At 69.9% G+C, this 21875-nt stretch carries 22 protein-coding genes; 19 read left to right on the forward strand and 3 right to left on the reverse strand.

Translation table 11 applies throughout. The annotated features are described in order from the left end of the window. The first annotated feature begins 107 nt into the window (after positions 1-107). The 11 genes from ACIN94_RS14415 to ACIN94_RS14465 all read left to right on the forward strand — a co-directional run bounded on the left by ACIN94_RS14415 (position 108) and on the right by ACIN94_RS14465 (position 11411). Positions 108-332, forward strand: a complete 225-nt coding sequence (locus tag ACIN94_RS14415; protein WP_400704873.1) for a ferredoxin — start codon at positions 108-110, stop codon at positions 330-332. Further along, positions 322-1716: an NAD(P)/FAD-dependent oxidoreductase gene (locus tag ACIN94_RS14420; RefSeq protein WP_400704876.1), complete on the forward strand. Its 1395-nt coding sequence runs from the start codon at positions 322-324 to the stop codon at positions 1714-1716. The genes ACIN94_RS14415 and ACIN94_RS14420 overlap by 11 nt, the downstream gene beginning before the upstream one ends. 36 nt (positions 1717-1752) lie before the next feature. Then, positions 1753-2994, forward strand: a complete 1242-nt coding sequence (locus tag ACIN94_RS14425) for a cytochrome P450 (RefSeq protein WP_400704879.1) — start codon at positions 1753-1755, stop codon at positions 2992-2994. 141 nt (positions 2995-3135) lie between these two features. After that, positions 3136-4305, forward strand: coding sequence for a homogentisate 1,2-dioxygenase (locus tag ACIN94_RS14430; RefSeq protein ID WP_400704882.1), 1170 nt, complete (start codon positions 3136-3138; stop codon positions 4303-4305). Beyond that, positions 4302-5225: a hypothetical protein gene (locus tag ACIN94_RS14435; RefSeq protein ID WP_400704885.1), complete on the forward strand. Its 924-nt coding sequence runs from the start codon at positions 4302-4304 to the stop codon at positions 5223-5225. Before ACIN94_RS14430 ends, ACIN94_RS14435 begins: the two co-directional genes overlap by 4 nt. Then, a complete protein-coding gene (fahA, locus tag ACIN94_RS14440; protein WP_400705091.1) occupies positions 5225-6361 on the forward strand; it encodes a fumarylacetoacetase in 1137 nt (378 codons plus the stop codon). Before ACIN94_RS14435 ends, fahA begins: the two co-directional genes overlap by 1 nt. Positions 6362-6509: 148 nt before the next feature. Then, positions 6510-6944 carry an NfeD family protein gene (locus ACIN94_RS14445; RefSeq protein WP_400704888.1) on the forward strand — a complete coding sequence of 145 codons (435 nt, stop codon included), beginning with the start codon at positions 6510-6512 and terminating at the stop codon, positions 6942-6944. A gap of 1 nt (position 6945) precedes the next feature. Further along, entirely contained in the window at positions 6946-8016 is a 1071-nt protein-coding gene (locus tag ACIN94_RS14450) for an SPFH domain-containing protein (protein WP_400704891.1), read from the forward strand. Between the two features lie 214 nt (positions 8017-8230). Beyond that, on the forward strand, positions 8231-9259 hold the full coding sequence (tdh, locus tag ACIN94_RS14455) for an L-threonine 3-dehydrogenase (RefSeq protein ID WP_400704894.1): 1029 nt from the start codon (positions 8231-8233) through the stop codon (positions 9257-9259). Then, the gene (locus tag ACIN94_RS14460; RefSeq protein WP_400705094.1) at positions 9259-10431 is read left to right on the forward strand and encodes a glycine C-acetyltransferase; all 1173 of its coding nucleotides are present in this window, start codon (positions 9259-9261) and stop codon (positions 10429-10431) included. The genes tdh and ACIN94_RS14460 overlap by 1 nt, the downstream gene beginning before the upstream one ends. Before the next feature lie 65 nt (positions 10432-10496). Next, positions 10497-11411: a LysR family transcriptional regulator gene (locus ACIN94_RS14465; protein ID WP_400704897.1), complete on the forward strand. Its 915-nt coding sequence runs from the start codon at positions 10497-10499 to the stop codon at positions 11409-11411. Between the two features lie 153 nt (positions 11412-11564). On the opposite strand, the gene ACIN94_RS14470 is transcribed toward ACIN94_RS14465, so the two are convergent. Beyond that, positions 11565-12092 (reverse strand): ATP-binding protein, encoded by a 528-nt coding sequence (locus ACIN94_RS14470; RefSeq protein ID WP_400704900.1) that lies wholly within the window; start codon positions 12090-12092, stop codon positions 11565-11567. Between the two features lie 228 nt (positions 12093-12320). On the opposite strand from ACIN94_RS14470, the gene ACIN94_RS14475 reads away from it, so the two are divergent. Next, on the forward strand, positions 12321-13211 hold the full coding sequence (locus tag ACIN94_RS14475) for a helix-turn-helix domain-containing protein (RefSeq protein ID WP_400704903.1): 891 nt from the start codon (positions 12321-12323) through the stop codon (positions 13209-13211). Beyond that, the gene (locus tag ACIN94_RS14480; RefSeq protein WP_400704906.1) at positions 13199-13411 is read left to right on the forward strand and encodes a DUF397 domain-containing protein; all 213 of its coding nucleotides are present in this window, start codon (positions 13199-13201) and stop codon (positions 13409-13411) included. Before ACIN94_RS14475 ends, ACIN94_RS14480 begins: the two co-directional genes overlap by 13 nt. A gap of 413 nt (positions 13412-13824) precedes the next feature. On the opposite strand, the gene ACIN94_RS14485 is transcribed toward ACIN94_RS14480, so the two are convergent. Beyond that, positions 13825-16620 carry an ATP-binding protein gene (locus ACIN94_RS14485; protein ID WP_400704909.1) on the reverse strand — a complete coding sequence of 932 codons (2796 nt, stop codon included), beginning with the start codon at positions 16618-16620 and terminating at the stop codon, positions 13825-13827. A 178-nt stretch (positions 16621-16798) separates the two neighbouring features. On the opposite strand from ACIN94_RS14485, the gene ACIN94_RS14490 reads away from it, so the two are divergent. The 3 genes from ACIN94_RS14490 (at position 16799) to ACIN94_RS14500 (ending at position 18360) form a co-directional block, all read left to right on the forward strand. Continuing rightward, positions 16799-17155: a VOC family protein gene (locus tag ACIN94_RS14490; RefSeq protein ID WP_400704912.1), complete on the forward strand. Its 357-nt coding sequence runs from the start codon at positions 16799-16801 to the stop codon at positions 17153-17155. Between the two features lie 80 nt (positions 17156-17235). Then, positions 17236-17847: a glyoxalase gene (locus ACIN94_RS14495; protein WP_400704915.1), complete on the forward strand. Its 612-nt coding sequence runs from the start codon at positions 17236-17238 to the stop codon at positions 17845-17847. Between the two features lie 60 nt (positions 17848-17907). Beyond that, positions 17908-18360, forward strand: a complete 453-nt coding sequence (locus ACIN94_RS14500) for an iron chaperone (RefSeq protein WP_400704918.1) — start codon at positions 17908-17910, stop codon at positions 18358-18360. Between the two features lie 289 nt (positions 18361-18649). Here the strand turns inward: ACIN94_RS14500 and ACIN94_RS14505 are convergent, their stop codons facing one another. Next, positions 18650-19144, reverse strand: coding sequence for a cupin domain-containing protein (locus ACIN94_RS14505; RefSeq protein ID WP_400704921.1), 495 nt, complete (start codon positions 19142-19144; stop codon positions 18650-18652). Positions 19145-19346: 202 nt separating this feature from the next. On the opposite strand from ACIN94_RS14505, the gene ACIN94_RS14510 reads away from it, so the two are divergent. The 3 genes from ACIN94_RS14510 to ACIN94_RS14520 all read left to right on the forward strand — a co-directional run bounded on the left by ACIN94_RS14510 (position 19347) and on the right by ACIN94_RS14520 (position 21839). Next, a complete protein-coding gene (locus ACIN94_RS14510; protein WP_400704924.1) occupies positions 19347-19928 on the forward strand; it encodes an RNA polymerase sigma factor in 582 nt (193 codons plus the stop codon). Between the two features lie 2 nt (positions 19929-19930). Beyond that, positions 19931-21013 (forward strand): LCP family protein, encoded by a 1083-nt coding sequence (locus ACIN94_RS14515; protein WP_400704927.1) that lies wholly within the window; start codon positions 19931-19933, stop codon positions 21011-21013. Between the two features lie 139 nt (positions 21014-21152). Further along, entirely contained in the window at positions 21153-21839 is a 687-nt protein-coding gene (locus tag ACIN94_RS14520) for an HAD family hydrolase (protein ID WP_400704930.1), read from the forward strand. The last annotated feature ends 36 nt before the right edge of the window (positions 21840-21875 follow it).

A 21875-nucleotide genomic window follows, 5' to 3' on the forward strand; every position in this document is an offset into this window, starting at 1 on the left:
TCCCGCCAAATGGCGCAACACGGCGATTCCGGATGACGTCTGCCCTGGTCAACGACTTACGCTGAACAGCACCTGATGATCGAATCCTCGGAGGGACAGGGTTTTTCATGAGGCTCGTCGTCGATCTCAACCGGTGCCAGGGATACGCGCAGTGCGCCTTCCTGGCGCCGGATGTCTTCATCATGCACGGCGAGGAGGCCCTGATGTACGACCCCGGCCCCGACGAGACGCAGCGCGAGCAGGTCATGAGGGCCGCGGCGGCGTGCCCCGTCCAGGCCATCCTCGTCGACCGCGTCGACAAGGCGGAGGGGGCGGACGTCCGTGGCCGTTGACGGGTCGGCGAAGGCGTTCCGGCGCCAAGGCCGTGTGGTCGTCGTCGGCGCCTCCCTGGCGGGCCTGCGGGCCGCCGAGACGCTACGCGAGGAAGGCTTCACGGGGTCGCTGACCATGATCGGCGATGAGCCGCATGAGCCCTACGACCGGCCGCCGCTGTCCAAGCAGGTCCTGATCGGCAAGGTCCCGGCGGACGGCACCGCCCTTCCCCGGCGCCGCGCGATCGACGCGGAGTGGCGGCTCGGGGTCGCGGCCACCGGGCTGGACCTGACCGAGAAGCGGGTCCGCCTGGCCGACGGGCAGGAGGTCGGGTTCGACCGCCTGCTGATCGCGACCGGCACCCGGGCGCGGCCGTGGCCCAGGGACGCGGAGGCTGACCTTGACGGCGTCTTCGTCCTGCGTACCGCCGACGACGCCGCCCGACTGGACCGGCGGCTGTCCGGCCGGCCCCGCCGGGTGCTCGTCGTCGGCGCCGGGTTCACCGGCTCCGAGGTCGCCTCCGCCTGCCGCGAACGGGGCCTGGAGGTCACGGTCGCCGAGCGCGGCCCGGCCCCGCTCGTGGGCGCGCTCGGGGGCGTCATCGGCGGGGTCGCGGCGGAACTGCAGCGCGGGCACGGGGTCGACCTGCGCTGCTGCATCACGGTCACCGCGCTCGAAGGCGACCCGGCCGGACGGCTCAGACGCGCCCACCTGTCCGACGGCACCGCGCTCGACGTCGACGTGGCGGTGATCGCGCTCGGTGCGATACGCAACACCGAGTGGCTCGCGGGTTCCGGGCTCGGCGCCGGCCCCCGGGGGGTCGGCTGCGACGCCGGGTGCCGGGCCTTCGACGTCCACGGCATCGTCACCGACGACATCTTCGTCGCCGGTGACGTCGCCCGTTCCCCGCACCCGCTCTTCGCCTACCAGTTCCTGTCCCTGGAGCACTGGGGCAACGCGGTCGCGCAGGCCGAGGTCGCCGCCCACAACATGATCAGCGACGGGCCCGACCGCCGCCCGCACCTGTGGGTGCCGGCCTTCTGGTCCGCCCAGTTCGGGGTGAACATCAAGTCCGTCGGCGTACCGACAATGGGCGACCAGCTCGTCGTCGCCCAGGGATCGCTCGCCGAGCGCCGCTTCGCCGCGGCCTACGGTTTCCAGGGCCGCGTCATCGCCGCGGTCACCTTCGACCACGCCCGATGGATCGACTTCTACCGCGAGCGGATCGAATCGGCCGCGCCGTTCCCGCCGGACTTCGCAGGCGTCGACCGGCGTCCCGGGGGGATACGGCCGGTCCCGGCCGACTTCCCGGACCCCGCCCTGCCCAGCCACGGGCCCACCGTCACGCTGAGCGGCTACGCGCCCAGCGAGCGACGGATCACCTTCACCCCGGCCCCTGCCTGACGAGCGCCCCCGCCGACCACGTTGAAGGACTCCGCCATGACCTCGGGCACCCTGCTGAACCAGATCACCGACTACGCCAACCGCGCCGATCCCTACCCCCTGTACGCCGAGCTCCGCAGGACGCCGGTGGCACGGCAGGACGACGGTGTCTACACCGTCAGTACCTACTGGGAGATCCTCAGCCTGCTGCACGACCCGCGGATCAGCTCCGACGTGCGCAACCGCACCCCGCGGGCGGGCGACGCCCTTGCCCCGGAGGAGGACACGGGCCTGCCGGTCAGCTTCATCAGGCTCGATCCGCCCGAGCACGACCGGCTGCGCCGCCTGGCGACGCGTCCGTTCGGGCCGCCGAAAAGCCCCAGGCGGATCTTCGACATGCGCGGCGAGCTCGCCCGGATGGTCTCCGGCCTGATCGACGACTTCCAGGGGAGGGACCAGGTCGACATCGTCGAGGACTTCGCCTATCCCTTCCCCGTGATGGTGATCTGCAAGCTCCTCGGGGTGCCCCACCAGGACGAGGCGCGTTTCCACGCCTGGTCCGAGGCGATCGTCTCCGCCCTCGATCCCAATCCCGCGGAGGGGCCCGCCGAGCGGCAGCGCGCCGCCCAGCAGGCCCGGTCGGAGATGGGCGCCTACCTCGCCGGGCTCATCGAGGAGCACCGTCGCGCCCCCGGTGACGACATGCTCTCCGCGCTGGCCCGCGACCACGGCCCCGACGGGCAGATGTCGCCGATGGAGCTGGTCGTCACCGCCGTCCTGCTGCTCGTCGCCGGCCACGAGACCACCGTCAACCTCATCACCAACGGGATGCTCACCCTGCTGCGTCACCCGGAGAGCCTCGGGCGGCTGCGCGAGGACCCCGACCTGGCCGTCCCGCTCGTGGAGGAACTGCTGCGCTACGAGCCTCCGGTGCAGCTCCTTCCCCAGCGCACCGCCCTGGCCGACATCGACATCGCCGGCACCGTCATCCCCGAGGGCGCGCCCATCTGGCTCGTCCTGGCCGCCGGCAACCGCGACCCCAGACGTTTCCGCGACCCCGACCGGTTCGACCCCGGACGCCGGGACAACCAGCATCTCGGCTTCGGCAGCGGCATCCACTACTGCTTCGGCGCGCCCCTGGCCCGGCTGGAGGCGCAGCTCGCGCTGACCGAGCTCGCCCGCCGCCTGGCCAACCCCGTGCTCGTGGAGGACCCGCCCCCCTACCGGCAGAACCCGGTCCTGCGCGGCCCCCGCCACCTCCCCGTCGCCTTCGACGGCCTCGCTCCGGGCCGGGCCTGACGCCCCGGCCGCACCACCGGCGCCGGCCCCGCTCAGGCCGTCAACCATCCGCCCGCGGTTGACATCACTTCCCGAGTGGCAGATGGTTGTTCGTATAAAGGACGTTAATGTCCGTTAATCGGACGAACTTGGGAGAAGCGGATGCCGTACTACCGCGCCGTCGGGGAGATTCCCCGCAAGCGCCACGTGCAGTTCCGGCGGCCCGACGGTGGGCTGTACGCCGAGGAGCTGATGGGCGAGGAGGGGTTCTCCAGCGACTCGTCCCTGCTCTACCACCGCCATCTCCCCACGGCGATCATCAAGGCCGAGGCGGTCGAGCCCCTGACGGCCTCGGTGCTGACCCCCAACCTGCCGCTGTCTCCGCGTCACTTCCGCACCCAGGACCTGCCGGTGGGCGGCGACCTGGTGACCGGGCGCGGGCTGCTGGCGGGCAACGCCGACGTCCGCATGTCGTACGCGGCGAGCGAGACTCCCAGCGAGCTCTACCGCAACTCCATGGGCGACGAGTGCGTCTACGTCGCGAGCGGCCGGGTCAGGTTCGAGTCGACCTACGGCGTGATCGAGGCCGGCGAGGGCGACTACGTCGTCATCCCGACCGGGACGATCCACCGCTGGGTCCCGCAGGGCCGCGTCACGGCCTTCACCATCGAGGCGGCGGGGCACATCCGGCCGCCCAAGCGCTACCTGTCCAAGCACGGCCAGTTCCTGGAGCACGCCCCCTACTGCGAGCGTGACCTGCGCACCCCGCAGGAGCCGCTGACCGTCGAGGGCGAGGAGGTGCCGGTGCTGGTCCGCACGCGCGGCGGGCTGACCCGGCTGGTCTACCGCAACCACCCCTTCGACGTGGTCGGCTGGGACGGCTGCCTCTACCCGTACGCGTTCAACATCAACGACTTCGAGCCCATCGTGAAGCGGACCCACGCCCCGCCGCCGGTGCACCAGACCTTCGAGGGCCCGAACTTCGTGATCTGCTCGTTCTGCCCCCGGCCGCTGGACTTCCACCCCGACGCCGTACCGATCCCCTACAACCACCACAACGTCGACTCCGACGAGCTGATGTTCTACGCGGGCGGCGACTACACCGCGCGCAAGGGCTCGGGCATCGACGTCGGCTCGATCTCGCTGCACCCGGCCGGGTTCACCCACGGCCCGCAGCCGGGCGCCGTCGAGGCCGTCATCGAGGCGGTACGGCAGGGGCACACCCAGACGAGCGAGCTGGCCGTGATGGTCGACACCTTCCGCCCGCTCGACCTGGGTCCCGCCGGTCTGTCGGTCGAGGACCCCGCCTACGCGTGGACCTGGGCCCGATGACCCCGTCCCACAGCGACCCGGGACCGGTGACGTCCTCTCCCGACACCGGACCGGAGAGGCTCTTCCACGGCCTCGTCGACGACGCCGGGCTGTTCCCGCCGACCGGACTGCCGATGGCCGAGGCGCTCCGGCGGCACCGGGCCGACCTGGCCGGGGGCAGCCCGGTGCTCACCCACCGCTTCCTCTGCCTGGCCAGCCGCCTGCCGGAACTCCGAGCCCACCTGGATTTCCCGATCAGGCTCGGGTTGATCCTCGACACCCCGGACGTCCCGCCGCTCGACGACCTCACCGTCGAGCTGGTCGAGGTGCCGGGCGGCCGGGCCGTCGCCCTGGACATCCCCGCCCGCCAGTTCGTCGAGGTCACCGCCGCCCAGCTGCCCCTGGACGTGCCGCCCGGAGTCGGACTGAAGATCAGATGCGGCGGGCTGACCGCGGCGGCCTTCCCCACCGCCCACGAGCTGGGCTCCTTCATCGCCTACTGCGCCGGACACGGCATCCCGTTCAAGGCGACCGCCGGACTGCACAACGCGGTCCGCCACTTCCACCCGGCGCTGGGCGCCGACCGGCACGGCTTCCTCAACCTGGTCCTCGCGGTCTGCGCGGCGGTGGAGGGCGGGGACCCGGTGCCGGTGCTGAAGACCACCGACGTGGGCGAGCTGGTACGGCTGGCGCAGGCCGTACCGGACGGCACCGCCGAGCGCGCCCGCAGACTGCTGGTGTCGTACGGCTCATGCAGCACGAGCACCCCGATCGAGGACCTGCAGGCCCTCGGCCTGATCACCGGGTGGCGCACCGGAAACGCGGGCGGACGACCGCTCGGGGACGGCGCACCGGCCACCGACACGACCATCGACACGACCATCGAAACGACCACCGACACGGACACCGGCACGGTCGCCGGCACAGAGGAGAACGCGTGATGTCTTGGGGCCTGGAGCACCTGCCCTACGGAGTCTTCTCACAGCGGGAGGGGGAGATTCCGCGCGTCGGCGTGCGGTACGGCGAGCACGTGGTCGACCTCGCCGGGGCCCTGCACGACGAGGTGTTCGCCACCGGATCGCTCAACGCCTTCATGGCCAGAGGCTCGGCCGCGTGGCAGGACACCCGGACAGTGATCCAGAACAAGCTGCGCACCGACCCGACCGCGATCGAGGCGCATCTGATCCCGCTGGAGCAGGTCACCCTGCACCTGCCGATCGAGGTGGCCGACTACGTCGACTTCTACTGCTCGCTGGAGCACGCCTCCAACCTCGGCCGGATGTTCCGCCCCGACGAGGAGCCGCTGAAGCCGAACTGGCGGCACCTGCCGGTCGGCTACCACGGCCGGGCCGGGACCGTCGTGACGTCCGGCACCCCGATCGTCCGGCCGTCCGGGCAGCGCGGCGCCGGGGTCTTCGGCCCCTCGGCCAAGCTGGACATCGAGGCGGAGCTCGGGTTCGTGGTCGGCGCGCCGACCGCCCTCGGCGAGCGGGCCGGCCGGTTCGAAGACCACGTGTTCGGCGTGACGCTGGTCAACGACTGGAGCGCCCGGGACATCCAGGCGTGGGAGTACGTGCCGCTGGGCCCGTTCCTCGGCAAGTCCTTCGCCACCTCGATGTCGCCGTGGATCACCCCGCTCGCGGCCCTGTCGGAGGCCCGCGTCCCGGGCCGGGAGCAGGAGCCCGAGCCGCTGGACTACCTGCGCCGCCAGGAGCCGTGGGGGCTCGACCTGACCCTGGAGGTCGCACTGAACGGCGAGGTCGTCTCCCGCCCGCCGTACCGGGGCATGTACTGGACGCCCGACCAGATGCTCGCCCACATGACCGTCAACGGCGCCCGCCTGCGCACCGGCGACCTCTACGCCAGCGGCACGGTCTCCGGCTCCGAGCCGGGCGAGCGGGGCTCGCTGATCGAACTGACCTGGAACGGCACCGAGCCGCTCAAGCTGCCCGACGGCTCGTCCAGGTCCTTCCTGGAGGACGGCGACACCGTCACGATCACCGCGTCCGCTCCCGGTCCCGGCGGGACCGTGATCACCCTGGGCGAGGTGTCGGGGACCATCCTGGCCGCGAGATAGCGGCTCGATCCCCCGCTCCGACGGGCGTTTCCCGGATGACGACAGACCGGCGGCAAGTCTCTGACACTCCGTGAAATAACGGCATACGGTATGAGAGAGAGGAACCTCCCGAGCGCCTACCCCGTTTGACAATGTAGGAGGGCCGAGCATGGACGACTGGGTGATCTGGTTGATTCTGGCGGTCGTGCTGGGAGTCGCCGAGATCTTCACTCTGACCACCGCTCTCGGCATGCTCGGCGCCGCCGCCCTGTTCGCCGCCGTCGCCGCCGGTCTCGGCCTGCCGGTCCCCCTCCAGCTCGTGGTGTTCGCGGCCACCCTCGCCGCGGGGGTGGCCGTGGTCCGGCCCATCGCCAGGCGCCAGCTCAGGCAGGCGTCCTCCGGCAAGCGGTTCGGGATCCAGGCACTCGTCGGCAAGCCCGCCTATGTCGTGCGTGAGGTGACCGGCAGGGAAGGCCGGGTGCGGATCGGCGGCGAGGAGTGGTCCGCCAGGGCTTATGACGAGACACTGGTGATCCCCATAGGGGCAACCGTCGACGTCATCGAGATCGAGGGCGCCACCGCGCTCGTATATCCCCGGGAGTGACATGGATGCATTGCTGATCGTCGTCCTGCTCATAGTCCTGTTCGCCGCGTTGACCGTGGTCCGCTCAGTGCGCATCGTGCCGCAGGCCCGGGCCCGCAACGTGGAGCGGCTCGGCCGCTACCACAGCACGCTCAAGCCCGGCCTTAACTTCGTGATCCCGTACATCGACCGGGTCTACTCGATGATCGACCTCCGCGAGCAGGTGGTCTCCTTCCAGCCGCAGCCGGTGATCACCGAGGACAACCTGGTCGTTGAGATCGACACGGTTCTGTACTTCCAGGTCACCGACCCCCGCGCGGCCGCCTACGAGATCGCCAACTACATCCAGGCCGTCGAGCAGCTCACGGTCACCACGCTGCGTAACGTCGTCGGCTCGCTGGACCTGGAGATGACGCTGACCTCGCGTGACACGATCAACAGCCAGCTCCGGGGCGTGCTCGACGAGGCGACCGGCAAGTGGGGCATCAGGGTCAACCGGGTGGAGATCAAGGCCATCGACCCGCCGAAGAGCATCAAGGAGGCGATGGAGAAGCAGATGCGCGCCGAGCGTGACAAGCGCGCCGCGATCCTCAACGCCGAGGGCCAGCGCCAGTCCCAGATCCTCACCGCCGAGGGTGACAAGCAGAGCGCGATCCTGCGCGCCGAGGGTGACCGGAGCGCCGCGATCCTCAAGGCCCAGGGCCAGTCCCAGGCCATCGACGAGGTCTTCCAGGCGGTCCACCGCAACGACCCCGACCCCAAGCTGCTGGCCTACCAGTATCTGCAGGTGCTGCCGGAGCTCGCCAAGGGCCAGGGCAACACCTTCTGGGTGATCCCCAGCGAGGTCACCTCCGCCCTCCAGAGTGTCTCCAGGGCCTTCACCGAGGCGCTGCCCCAGTCGTCGGCCACCCGGGAGGCCCCCGCGATCAGCGAGGCCACCGCCCACGAGACGGCCCAGGCGGAGAAGGCCGCGGCCGAGGCCGTCGCCGAGGCCGCCGAGGCCGACCTGGGCCCCCGCCAGCTCGGTTCCGCCGCCGCCACAGCCGACCCGCTCGCCGACCTGCAGCAGAACCGCCACCGCACCATCCCCTGACCGCTGACCCCGTACGGCCGGGCGCCCCGGACTCCGCGGGCGCCCGGGCCGGGCGTTCTGGCCGGGCGCCTGATCACACGATCAAAGGCGACCTGGCCGGGCGTTCTGGCCAAGCGTGAAGCAGCGCTGTGGGCGGGGTTAAGAAAACCGCGATGGACACCTTCGGAGCCGACCGGGCACAGTGCGTAAGGTCGTATCTGAGGGGGGATCTGTGATGAAAGCGCTGGTCAAGGAGAAGGCCGAGCCCGGCCTGTGGTTGACGGACGTGCCGGAACCGGTCGTCGGACCCGGAGAAGTACTGATCAAGGTGCTGCGGACCGGGATCTGCGGGACGGATCTGCACATCAGGAATTTCGATGCGTGGGCGCAGCAGACCCTGCGGACGCCGCTCATCATCGGGCACGAGTTCTGCGGCGAGGTCGTCGAGGTGGCGCCCGGGGTGGAGGACATCGCGGCCGGTGACCTGGTCAGCGGTGAGGGGCACATCGTCTGCGGGAAGTGCCGCAACTGCATGGCCGGGCGGCGGCACCTGTGCCGCAACACGATCGGGCTGGGTGTCAACCGGGACGGCGCCTTCGCCGAGTACGTGACGCTCCCGGCCTCCAACGTCTGGGTGCACCGGGTGGCGGTGGACCTCGACGTCGCCGCGATCTTCGATCCGTTCGGCAACGCCGTACACACCGCGCTGGCGTTCCCGATGGTCGGCGAGGACGTGCTGATCAGCGGGGCCGGGCCGATCGGGCTGATGGCCGCCGCGGTGGCCACGCACGTGGGCGCCCGCAACGTGGTCATCACCGACGTCAGCCCCGAACGGCTGGACCTGGCCCGCAAGCTCGGGGTCACCCTGGCCCTGAACGTCGCCGAGAGGTCCGTCGCGGACGGCCTGCGCGAGCTGGGCATGCGCGAGGGCTTCGACGTGGGGCTGGAGATGTCCGGGCACCCGCAGGCGCTCCGCGACATGATCGCCAACATGACGCACGGCGGCAAGATCGCCATGCTCGGGCTGCCCGCCGAGGAGTTCGCGGTCGACTTCGCCACGGTCGTGACCTCGATGCTCACGCTCAAGGGCATCTACGGCCGCGAGATGTACGAGACCTGGTACGCCATGTCCGTGCTCCTGGAGAAGGGCCTCGACCTCTCCCCCGTCATCACCGACCGCTTCTCCTACCGCGACTTCGACGCGGCCTTCGACACCGCGGCCAGCGGCAAGACCGGCAAGATCATTCTGGATTGGACCGCCTGATGTTCGACAACGTCCGCGCCGACCTGCGCGCCACCCTCGACGAGATCGCGTCCGCCGGGCTGCTCAAGCCCGAGCGGGTCATCACCACCCCGCAGCGCGCCGACATCGCCGTCGCCGGCGGCGGCGAGGTGCTGAACTTCTGCGCCAACAACTACCTGGGCCTGGCCGACCACCCCGAGGTCGTGGCCGCCGCCAAGGAGGCCCTGGACCGCTGGGGCTTCGGCATGGCGTCCGTCCGCTTCATCTGCGGCACCCAGGAGGTGCACAAGGAGCTGGAGGCGCGGCTGTCGGACTTCCTCGGCCAGGAGGACACGGTCCTGTACAGCTCGTGCTTCGACGCCAACGGCGGCGTGTTCGAGACGCTGCTCGACGACCGCGACGCGGTGATCTCCGACGCGCTCAACCACGCGAGCATCATCGACGGCATCCGCCTGTCCAAGGCCCGCCGCCTGCGCTACGCCAACCGCGACATGGCCGAACTGGAGGCCAGGCTCAAGGAGTCGGCCGACGCCCGGCGCAGGCTGATCGTCACCGACGGCGTCTTCTCCATGGACGGCTACGTCGCACCGCTGGACGAGATCTGCGACCTGGCCGAGCGCTACGACGCCATGGTCATGGTGGACGACTCGCACGCGGTCGGCTTCGTCGGCCCGAACGGCCGGGGCACCCCCGAGCTGCACGGCGTGATGGACCGGGTCGACATCATCACCGGCACGCTCGGCAAGGCGCTCGGCGGGGCCAGTGGCGGCTACGTGGCGGCCCGCAGGGAGATCTGCGAGCTGCTCCGCCAGCGCTCCCGCCCCTACCTGTTCTCCAACTCGCTCGCCCCGGTGATCGCCGCCGCCTCGCTGCGCATCCTCGACCTGATCAGCGGCTCCAGCGAGGCCCGCGAGCGGCTGCGCGCCAACACCGAGCGGTTCCGCACCAGGATGACCGAGGCCGGGTTCGACATCCTGCCCGGCGACCACCCCATCGCCCCAGTGATGATCGGCGACGCCGCCGAGGCCGCCGCGATGGCCGACCGCCTGCTGGAGCAGGGCATCTACGTGATCGGGTTCTCCTACCCCGTGGTCCCGCACGGCCAGGCCCGGATCCGGGTCCAGCTCTCGGCCGCGCACTCCACCGAGGACGTCGACCGCGCCGTGGACGCCTTCATCGCCGCCAGGAAGTGACCTTCGGCCCGGCCGAAAGGTGACCTCTGGCTCGGTCAGAAGGTGACCTCGGTGAGAATGGAAGGGTGATAGACACGCGGCGGCTCAGGACCCTGCGCGCGGTAGCCGACCATCGGACGGTCACCGCCGCGGCCGCCGCGCTCTATCTGACACCTTCCGCGGTCTCCCAGCAGCTCGTCGCCCTGGAGCACGAGGTGGGCCACCGGCTGCTGGAACGTGACGGCCGGGGTGTGCGGCTGACCTCCGTCGGCCGGATCCTGCTCGGTCACGCCAACGAGGTGCTCGCCCAGCTGGAGCGGGCCGGAGCCGACATCGCCGCCTACACGACGGGTACGGCGGGCGAGGTGAAGGTGGCCTCCTTCGCCACCGCGATCGGCCTGGTCGTGGCCCCGGCGGTGGGCACGCTCCGGGACAAGGAGCCGGGCATCCAGGTGCGGATCCTGGACGCCGAGGGCGACCAGAGCCTCACCATGGTCCTGGACGGCGCGGTGGACGTCGCCGTCGCCGTGGAGTATCGCGGCGCCCCCGCCGAGGACGACCGGCGCCTGTCCCGCATCCCGCTCTACTCCGAACCGTTCGACGTGGTGCTCCCCAGCGACCACCCCCTCGCCCAAGGCGGGGTGGCGGTCGCGGATCTGGCGGGCGAGACATGGATCGGCCCCTACCCGGGCAACCCCTGCCACGACGTGATCGCACTGGCCTGCGAACACGCCGGGTTCACCCCCGAGTTCGCGCACTCTTCCGACAACTTCAGCGCGGTGGTCGCGCTGGCCGGAGCAGGAGCCGGCGTGGCGATGGTGCCCCGGCTGGCCCTGCGCGGGACGGATCTGTCCGGTGTGGTGATCCGCCCGGTCGCAGGCCCCGAACGGCGCGTCTTCGCCGCCGTACGCCGAGGCGCGGAACGGCACCCGCTGCTCATCCCCCTCCTGGACGCCCTCCAGGAGGCGGCAACGGCACTGCGCCAGGCCCCGTCCATCTGACGACGACGTGGAAAAGCCCCCGGCGGGGCGCTCCAACGGGGGTGGGGAGCGGGCACGTATCGGGGGGTCGTGGGGAAGACGACCACGTGCCGTGGCTTCCCGCCGGGGGCGGTCTGTACGGCTCCCGCAGCGGGCGGGGCCGGGTCAGTCACCTCACCCGGAACCGGTGAGGAGATCGGATATGTCCAGGAGGGGCTCTTCGGGAGACGGCGGGCCGGCGGGGATCTCGGACGTTTCCGAGGAGGGGCCTCCGGAACATGGCGGGCCGGCGGGGATCTCGCACCAGACGGTCCGGCCGAGACCCGGCCCGTGCGAGCGGTAGCCCCAGTTCCCGCCGGAGATGAGGCTGACGATCGCCAGCCCCCGGCCGCCCTCCGCGAGATCGAACACCGGCTCCACCGGAATGCGGGGCTCCTCGGTGGCCCAGCCCCGGTCCATGACCTCTATGCGCAGCATGTCGCCGTCCACCGGCACCAGCCGGACGGTCAGCGGGTCAACGGGGTACCCGATCCCGTGGGAGGCGTGCTGAACCGCGTTGGTCACCAATTCCGATACGGCCAGCCGCGCGTTCTCGTAGGCGGGGTGATTCTCCCCGAGCCATTTACGGACCTCGTCCCGCGCCCGCGCAGCCGATTCGGGACTACTGATCAGACATATCTCGCTAAACGTCTCCGGATTCATCGATTTGCCTCTCCCGACTTAATTCGGCCGGTCTGTTCTGTGCTTGAGCCGTCGACTGGGACACCGCCATGGCTCTGGCCTGGCCCTCGTACCGTCCCAAACAATGAAGCGTCGAGGCAGTTAATCCAGATTCACTCTGGGTTCACAGTTATGTGAACCACTGGCGCCGCCATACGGCCGCACAGGACAATGAACAAGCACCCCTCAGAGCAGCGAGAGGAGCTTTCAATGAACATCCCCCCAGATCTGGACTTGGACCAGGACCTGGACCCATGCCCGAATTCAGACCCCACCCCAGAACCGGACCCGTACACGTCCACGCGTATTCAATTCGGCCTTGAATTGCGCAAGTGCCGAATTATGTCGGGATTTACCCAGAAAAAGCTCTGCACGGCGATCCATCTCTCCATCAGCCAGCTGAGCATGTTGGAGAACGGCCACCGCGCCCCCAACAGAGACCTGGCCTGCAAGATCGACGACACCCTCGGCCTGGGGACGGCGCTCGTCGACCTGCTGGACCGCCTGGAACGCGCCGCCGCCCAGATCCCCCGCTGGTTCCGCCCCTGGCTGGAGTTCGAGCGCACGGCAGAGTCCCTGTGCATCTGGGGACCACTGATAGTTCCCGGCCTCCTCCAGACCGAGGACTACGCGCGAGCCATCCTCAGCCGTAACCCCGGCATCACCGCCCAGCAGGTGGAGGAGAACGTCGCGGCCCGGATCGACCGGCAGAGCATTCTCCGGCGGCCAAAGCCTCCGATGCTCTGGGTCGTCCTGGACGAGAGCGTCCTGCAGCGGCCCATCGCCGACTCGGCAGTGATGAAAGACCAGTTCCAGCACCTCCTTGAGGTGGCGGAGAGCCCGCGGATCTCCCTCCAGGTGCTCCCCTACAGTGCGCGCAGCGTGGTCGGCCTGCTGGGCGGATTCACCGTCGCGGACATGCCGAGAAGCAGACCCTCCGTGGCCTACATCGATTCCCAGACCATCGGGGACCGAGTAAGCGAGCGGAATGAAGAGATAAAAAGGCTAGAATTCCGATATGACCTGATCCGAGTGGACGCCCTGTCCCGGTACGAGTCACTCGGCATGATCAAGGAGTCGATGCAGAAATGGACGACCTGACCCAGGAACTCGGCAACGCCCGCTGGCGCAAATCAACCCTCTCCGGCGACGACGGAAGCGACTGCGTCGAAATCGCGGGGCTCTCCGGTGGCCGCCAGGCCGTACGCGACAGCAAGGACCGCAACGGTCCCGCCCTCATCCTCACCCCCGGCCAGTGGACCACCTTCGTCAACAGCATCAAGAACGGCGACTTCGACTAACGGCCCGTCATACAGCCTTGGCCGGATAACCAGCCCTTTTGGGCTGATGAACCGGCGGTGGATCGGGCCCAGGGCTCAAGCGTTCTCGGCTGGTGAGACGATCGCGCCGCTGGGGCGGGCGGGTCGTTGAGGGCACCCCCGGTATGGAGATGACAAACGCGACCCCTGATGATCGTCGGTTGTCTAAGCCACCAATGGAGCGGCGCGCTGGCGGAAAGGCGTGCGGCGCGCGCCCGGCTGGGCCCGGCCAGCCTGGTGCTGTATGACGTCTCCACGCTGCACTTCGAGACCGATGCCGGGGCGGTGTGGGGTACACCTGACACCACACGGCCGCAACCTGCGCCAACCGGGCGAGTGATAGTCGCCGAGTTTGATCTGGTGGATCCTGCTCGGCGACTATCACTCTGAGGTCGTCATGGGTGTCGGGGCAGGGCCATCGGGGCGAAGCCGAGACCGGCCAGCGCGGCCGCGCCGCGGGCGGCGTGGTCGCCACCGGCGAGCACCAGGGTCCGCGCCGACTGATAGCGGCAGCCGGCGGTGTCGAACGCATCTGCCGTGGCGAGCAACCGCTCCTGGTCATTGTCGAGCAGCGCTTGGGCCCGCTCCACGATGGCAGTGGCGACCGGGTTGCCGGCCACGACGGTCCGAGCCTCGGCCAGACGGTCGCCGGCATCGGAGCTCCTGGCGAGCACGGCAGTTTCGGCGCGCAGCGCCACGTACCAGTGAAGCCAGATCCAGGTGACCCATTGCCACACCTCGCCGGGCTCAGGCGCCAGCCGCTCCAGCGCCTGCGGTGCCTGCCCACGGTGGAGCAGGAGCATCGCGTCGAAGATCGCCCCGTAGCCGTAGGTATTCCCCGGTGAGGGGTCGAGCTGATTCAGGACCGCGCTCCATTCGCGCCAGGCATCCTGGTCGTCGCGTAGGCCGTGGATCGTCGCCACTGCGGCCGCCGGCGGGCCGAGGACGGACCTGGCGGGGCTGCCGGCCTGCTGCCACGCGTCGAGGAACCGGACGCTGCCGGTGAGTATCTCCTCGACGTTGCCCGCTAACGCGTCGGCCACAAGGAGCCAGCCCGTGGCACGGTGGCCGACTTCCACCAGCAAGGGATGATCCGCGAGTTGCCGTGCCCACCGGCGGGCACCCGGCAGGTCGCCGGTGCCGAGGCTGGCCTCGGTGGCCTCGCCGAGCGCCTCGATCAGCTCGTGGGTACCGGCCGGGGTATCCGATGTGGACAAGAGCAGCGTGATCCGGCGCCGGGCCGTGCCGGCGGCGGCGAACGTGTCACCGGCCCAGCTCTGGGCGCAGGTGAGCGTATCGAGCGCGGCGGACTCGGCGAGCGGGTCACCCGTGCGGTGAGCGAGTTCGACCGCTCGTTCGGCGCGTGCGATCGTCATGGGAACCGCGTTGTCGTTCAGGCCCGGTGCGGCACCGATCTCGGTGAGCGCCCGCCCAGCCTCGGCCAGCGCCACCGCGGCCTGGGCGGCAGGGTCGTCGCCGGCCAGCTCCCGCGCCTGGGTGATGAGCGCGATCGCCTCTTCCTGTGGCAGCTTCCTTACGAACTTGCCGGAGAACCGGTAGGCGTTGGCGGCGGCGGTCGCCAGGTCACAGGCGGCGCCGGCGGTGTCGCCGGACCGGCGGGCGGCGTCCGCGGCCGCGCGGTGCAGGCGGTACATGTCATCACCATGCATCCGGCAGCCGGCCACGGCCGCGGCATGTCGGAGCATCGACGCGCCGGCGGCGGGGTCGTCGGCGAGCGCGGCGGCCTGCTCATAGCGCCCCTGGGACTCGCCGATCAGGTTACGGATGAAGGTCAGCTCCGCCAGGCCCCAGGCGAGGCGGTACGCGTCCGTGCGCTGTTCCGGCTGGTCGGCAGCCCACGCCAGGGCCGCACGCAGATCGTCCGCCGCCGCGTCGAACCGGGCCCGCCAGTCCTCCCGTGCCACCGACAGCTCGGCGACCTTGGCCAGGCACCAGCGAACGTGGCGGGATCGAGCGTCGACCAGCTCACCGGCCTCGGACAGCCGCTCCACCCCGTACTGGCGGATGGTCTCCAACGCCCGGTACTCCGTCCCACCCGGGGACGCCGTCACCACCAGCAGGCTCTGTTCGGCCAGCCGGGCCAGTCCCTCGGCGACAATGCCTTCCTCGCCCCCGGCTACCTCCGCCGCCGCCATGGCGGTGAACGGCGCCACGAACACCGACACCTGGCGAAGCAGCGCCCGGTCGGCCGGCTCCAGCAAAGCGTGGCTCCAGTCCAGCGCCCCCCGCACCGAACGGTGCCGCTCATCGGCACGAGAGCCGCCGGTCAGCATCCGCAGCGGGTGGGACAGGGCGGCGGTGATGCCGTCCAGCCCGAGCGTGGAACACCGGACGGCGGCCAGCTCGATCGCCAGCGCCATCCCATCCAGCCGCTCACAGATCGAGGCGATCTGGTCTCGCAGTGCAGGATCCAGCGACTGGCCCACCGCCGCCGCCCGCTCCATGAACAACGCGACCGCGTCGGACTCACCATCAACGGGCAGCGACAGCGGCGGGACCGGATACACCCGTTCGAACGGCACCATCAGCCGTGCCCGGCTGGTCGCCAGCACCGTCATCCGAGGGCACGTCGCCAGCAGCCGCTCGAGAAGCAGCGCCACCCCGTCCACCACTTGCTCGCAGTTGTCCAGCACCAACAGCGCATGGCGGTCGGCCAGCGCGGCGACCACGGATTCGGTCATGTCACGGCCGGGCTGCTCACCGAGGCCGACCGCCCCGGCGACCGCAGTGGCGATCAGGTCCGGATCGGTGACCGGAACCAGGTCGACGAACCACACCCCGTCGGAGTACTCGTCGGCCGCTTCCGCGGCCACCGCCAACGCCAGCCGGGTCTTGCCCACTCCGCCGGGACCGACCGCGGTCACCTGACGGTGTGCCTTGATCATCTCGGCCAGCTCGGCCCGCTCGCTCACCCGGCCGACGAACGAGGTCAGCGGGGCCGGCAGAACCGGTGCCGGATGCGACGGAGCGGCGCCGGCCGGCTCGGGCGCGCGCTGGGCGAGCGCCCGCCGATCCGGCACCTCCAGCTTGCGCAGCAGCGAGGAGACGTGACTCTCCACGGTACGCACCGAGATGCACAGCCGTGCCGCGATCTCGGCGTTGCTGAGATGGGCCCCGACCAGTTCCAGCACCTCGGCTTCCCGAGGCGAGATCTCCACTCCTGTCACCACTGCCCCAGTTTGCCGCATCCCCTCCGCACCCCATCCGCAATGGCCACCGTGCGCGATCCGTGCCGTCGATCCGTGGTCGGGTTCCGTGATCACCACGGATGCGGACCCGCTGGGCCGGAAGAAAAGCTGTGCATACGTACACAGCGGGTCGATGTGACCCACGACTACAGGAGTGACCATGACCGGCTCTTCCACCCAGGGAATCAAGACCGTGCTGCACCCCGTGTCCGACCTGGCCAAGGCCAAGGCGGTGTATGCGGCCCTGCTCGGTATCCCGCCGCAGACCGACTCGTCCTACTACGTCGGCTTCGATGCCGAGGGCCAGCACATCGGACTGGTGCCGGACGGTGGACCGCAGGGCATGACCTCGCCGGTGGCCTACTGGCACGTGAAAGACATCGAGGCGAAGCTGGCCGAGGTGACCGCCGCCGGGGCCACCGTGAAGGAGGCCGCGCACGAGGTCGGTGGCGGCCGCCTGGTGGCCACCGTCACCGACCCCGATGGCAACGTCCTCGGGCTGATCCAGGACCGGTGAGCGCCGACCTGCCCCTGCCATACCCGCCGCGTAGCGGCCGCCGACAAGACGACGAACCCACCTCGCTCAAAGGACCTGCCATGACCTCCTTCGAATCCGTCACCCTGGAAGTTCCCGACCCCATGGCCGCGGACGCCTTCTACAACGCCTTCGGTCTGGGCTCTTACGTGAACGTACGCGCCTCGGATGCGCCAACGACCGGCTTCCGTGGGTTCGCGCTGTCGCTCGTGGTGTCCCAGCCGGGCAATGTTGACGCCCTCATCGGCGCCGCCCTCGACGCCGGCGCCACGACGCTGAAGCCCGCCACGAAGGGGGTCTGGGGCTACGGCGGCGTCGTACGCGCCCCGGATGGGACGATCTGCAAGATCGCGACCTCAAAGAAGAAGGACACCGGCCCTGCCGCCCGGCACATCGACCAGGTCGCGCTCCTGTTGGGAGTGGCGGACGTCAAGGCGAGCAAGCGGTTCTACGTCGACCGCGGCCTGGCCGTGGCCAAGAGCTTCGGCGGCAAGTACGTCGAGTTCGACACCCCGTCGTCGACCGTCACGCTGGCGCTCTACCCGCGCCGCGCCCTCGCCAAGGACACCGGCGTCTCCCAGGAGGGCACCGGATCACACCGGATCATGATCGGCAGCGATGCCGGGCCCTTCACCGACCCAGACGGGTTCGTCTGGGAGGCCGCATCCGTCTGAGGCACATGAGGTCCCTTCTCAAGATCCCGAAAATCAAGATCCTCAAGGAGGAAATCTGCCATGAGCAGCACCGAAAGCAGCACCTACCAGGGATTCACGGTCGAGGAGCGGGCCGCGATGAAGGAGCACGCCCAAGAGCAGAAGAAGGCAGCGCGCCGCACCTCACGTGCGGACAAGGCGGCGCAGGATCAGCGGGACGTACTCGCGAAGATTGCCCAGATGCAGGAATCGGACCGGATCATGGCCGAGCGCGTCCATGCCGTCATCACCGCCAGCGCCCCGGCCCTCGCGCCGAAGCTCTGGTATGGGATGCCCGCCTACGCGCTGGACGGCAAAATCGTCTGCCACTTCCAGAGCGCGGCGAAGTTCAAAACACGCTACGCGACGCTCGGGTTCAGCGACCAGGCGAACCTGGACGACGGCACGATGTGGGCTGCCGGTTTCGCCCTGACCGAGGTGACGGCCGAGGTGGAGGCGCGGATCAGTGCGCTGGTGAAGAAGGCGGTGGGCTGAGGCGCGCCCAGCGGCTAGAGAAGATCCTCAACCAGAGCCACGGCCAGGAATGTGCGCACTAAATTGAGCCAACTCGGGTGAGACGATCGCGCCGCTGGGACTGGCGGGTCGTTGAGGGCGCCCCAGTATGGAGATGACAAACGCGACCCCTGATGATCGTCAGTTGTCTAAGCCAGTCGATCAAGAACAGGGGCCGCCAGCGCCCCGCCACCTGCGGGCACCAGAACACCGCTGCCCGGCCTGGCCGCGGGCGGCAAGACCCTCCGCGGCAGCCGCACCGGGCGGTGCGTCACAGCGCGTCGTATTGGTCGTGGCGGGCATACAGCTCGGTCCACTCCTCCTGCGTGAGCTGACGGCCGGAGGCGACGATCTCGGCGAGTTCCTCGAAGTACGCCTCCCGGGGCGCTCCCGGCGTGAACAGCACCAGCATCGACGCGGGCGCGCCCGAGTTGTTGCTGAAGGCGTGCACCCCGCCCGGTGGCACATACAGGAAGTCGCCCGGTGTGGCGTCCAGCCACCGTTCCCCGTTGTACAGCGAGACGGTGCCCTCCAGGATGAAGAACGACTCGGAGATGGTCCGGTGGAAATGGGCGCCGGGCCCGTTCGGGATCGCGGCCATGTCCCAGCGGTACAGACCGAACTGGTCCGCGGTCGTCGCTCCGGTCGCGAGATAGCCGACCCGGGACTTGACCCCGATCGTGAGGTCCGGCTGCGTGTCGGCAGGCCGGTAGATCGCGCTGGCGGTGCCGTGATCGGCGAAGTACTGCGGCGGTGGATAGGACATCGGTGTGCTCACCTCGAGCGGTAGATCATTTGCGGCCGACCACGTGATCCTACGGAGTCGCAGTAGCCCATCTAAAGATCCAACTCTGGTCTGTTCCATTGGGCCAATCCTGGAAGGCGTGAACCCCGACCCGGCTTCATGGCGATACATCCCTGACCGTGTCCCCGACGGAAAGGGCTGCCGCCATGCCATGGTGCCCGCGATGACCGTATCGTCCAGCACGAGGATCCGTGACTCCGACATCGTGAGCGAGTCACGGACCAACCCGGAGGCGTTCGCCGAGCTCTTCGACCGCTACTCCGGCATGCTCTACCGTTACGTCTCCCGCCGGCTCGGCCCGGAGATCGCCGAGGATCTGGTGGGCGAGACGTTCCTGGCCGCCTTCGCCCGGCGGGCGCACTACGACCTCACGTATACCGACGCCCGCCCATGGCTGTTCGGCATCCTCACCAAGCTCGTCTCCCGGCACCATCGCGCCGAGGCCGCCCGCTACCGGATGCTCCAGCGCAGCTCGACCGAGGACGTGGTGGAGTCACCCGCCGACCGGATGGCCGAGAGAGTCACCGCCCAGGCCTCGCGACCGGTGCTCGCCAACACGCTGGCCGGGCTCTCGGCCAAGGACCGCGACGTCCTGCTGCTGATCGCGTGGGGCGACCTGTCGTACGAGGAGGTCGCGCGGGCCCTCGGCATCCCGGTCGGCACCGTCCGATCCCGGCTCAACAGGGCCAGGCGGAAGGCCCGCGCCGCGCTCGGCAACACCAATCCGATCGACGAGGAGGAGTGACCGTGGACGACCTGAAGATGCTCCGCGACCTCGGCCGGGAGTTGGAGCACGAGCCCCCGGCCACGCTGGCCCACCAGCGGCGGCGGTTCCTCGACGCCGGAACCGGCGGGGGACCCCGATGGACGCGGCTCCTCGGCGCCGGAACCGGCGGGGGACCCCGGCGGGCGCGCCACTGGACGATGATCGGTCTGATCGCCGTGGCCACCGCGGCCATCGCCCTTGTCCCCGCCCTGCTCCTGGGTGCGGGCCAGAGCATGTCGGTTCTGAGCGGCCGCCAGACCGTGCCGAGCCCTGTGGGAGATCGCCCGGACAAGCGGACCGAGGCCCTCAACATCCTGCTGGTCGGCACCGACAGCGAGACGGGCACGCCGCGGTATCGCCAGCCGGGCGCGCGGAGCGACACCATGCTGCTGCTGCACCTGCCCGCCGACCGCGAGAAGGTCACTGTCATCAGCATCCCGCGTGACTCGATGGTCCGGATCCCGTCGTGCGGGCCGGACATTCCCGCCCGGACCGACATGATCAACTCGGCGTTCTACGCGGGCGGGCTGGCCTGCGCCTGGAAGACGGTCGAGTCGCTGACGGGGGTGCGTGTAGATCACGCGGTGGAGCTCGACTTCTCCGGCTTCGCGGGCCTGGTGGACGCCGTCGGCGGGGTGGAGATCACGCTGCCACAGGCGGTGGACGACCCCAAGTCGGGGCTGCGGCTGCCCGCGGGCAGGCACCTGCTCGACGGTAAGCAGGCGCTGGCCTACGTGCGGGCCCGCTACAGCCTGGGCGACGGCTCCGACATACAGCGGATCAAGCGGCAGCATCTGCTCATGAGCGCGCTGGCGAAGAAGATGAAGAAGCCGTTGGCCGACCCGGCCCTGCTGCACGCCTTCCTCACCGAAGCCACCAAGTGGGTCAAGACCGACGCGGGACTCGACCTGGAGACGATGTACGCGATCGCCGGCAGCCTGGCGAAGACCGACCCGGAGGCCCTCCTCTTCGTCACGGTCCCCTGGCGCCCGTACCCCGATGATCCGCACCGGATCCAGTGGCTCCAGCCGGCCGCCGAGCAGCTCTTCGCGTTGATCAGATAGGGGCTGCCGTGGCATCCGTTCAACCATCTCGGCCTGTTCTAACGGGTTTTCCCCTGCTTCAGAGATGACTTCCACGGCGGCCACGCGGGTTCCGTCCCTCCTCCGTCGTTCTGGCAGGGGACATGCCGACAATGGGGGGATGGACTACCCAGAGCTACCCGGACCCGCTTTCCTGTTCGATCTGGACGGCACGCTGATCGACAGCGTCTACCAGCACGTCATCGCCTGGCGTAACGCGCTGTCGGGCCTCGGCATCGACCTGTCGGTCTGGCGCATTCACCGGCGCATCGGCATGAGCGGCGGCCTGTTTGTCTCCGCGCTGCTGCGTGAGACCGGACTGTCGCTGACGCAGCAGCAGATCGACGAGTTGCAGCACGCGCATGCGGACGCCTACATCGAGCAGGCCCACTCGGTGCGCCCGCTGCCGGGCGCGGCCGCCCTGCTGACCGAGCTGACCGGGCGCGGCGTACCGTGGGCGATCGCCACCAGCGGCTACGCCAGGACCGCCAGGCCGGCGCTCGGCATGCTCGGGCTGTCCGAGGACACCCCGATGGTCACGCGCGACATGGTACGGCGGGCCAAACCCGACCCCGACCTCTTCCTCGCCGGGGCGGCACTGCTCGGCGTCGACCCCAGGTACGCCATGGTCGTCGGCGACAGCATCTGGGATCTGCTGGCCGCCCGCAGGGCCGGGGCGCTGGGCATCGGCCTGCTGTCCGGCGGTTATGGCCGGGACGAGCTTGAGCGCGCGGGGGCGTTCCGCGTCTACGCCGATCCGGCGGACATGCTGAGCCGGCTCGACGAACTGGGGGTCCGCTCCAACTGACCCACGACGGACCAGGGGTCCGTTCCAACCGACCCG

Origin of the sequence: Streptosporangium sp. NPDC087985, from assembly GCF_044741965.1 — a bacterium.
Lineage (GTDB): Bacteria > Actinomycetota > Actinomycetes > Streptosporangiales > Streptosporangiaceae > Streptosporangium.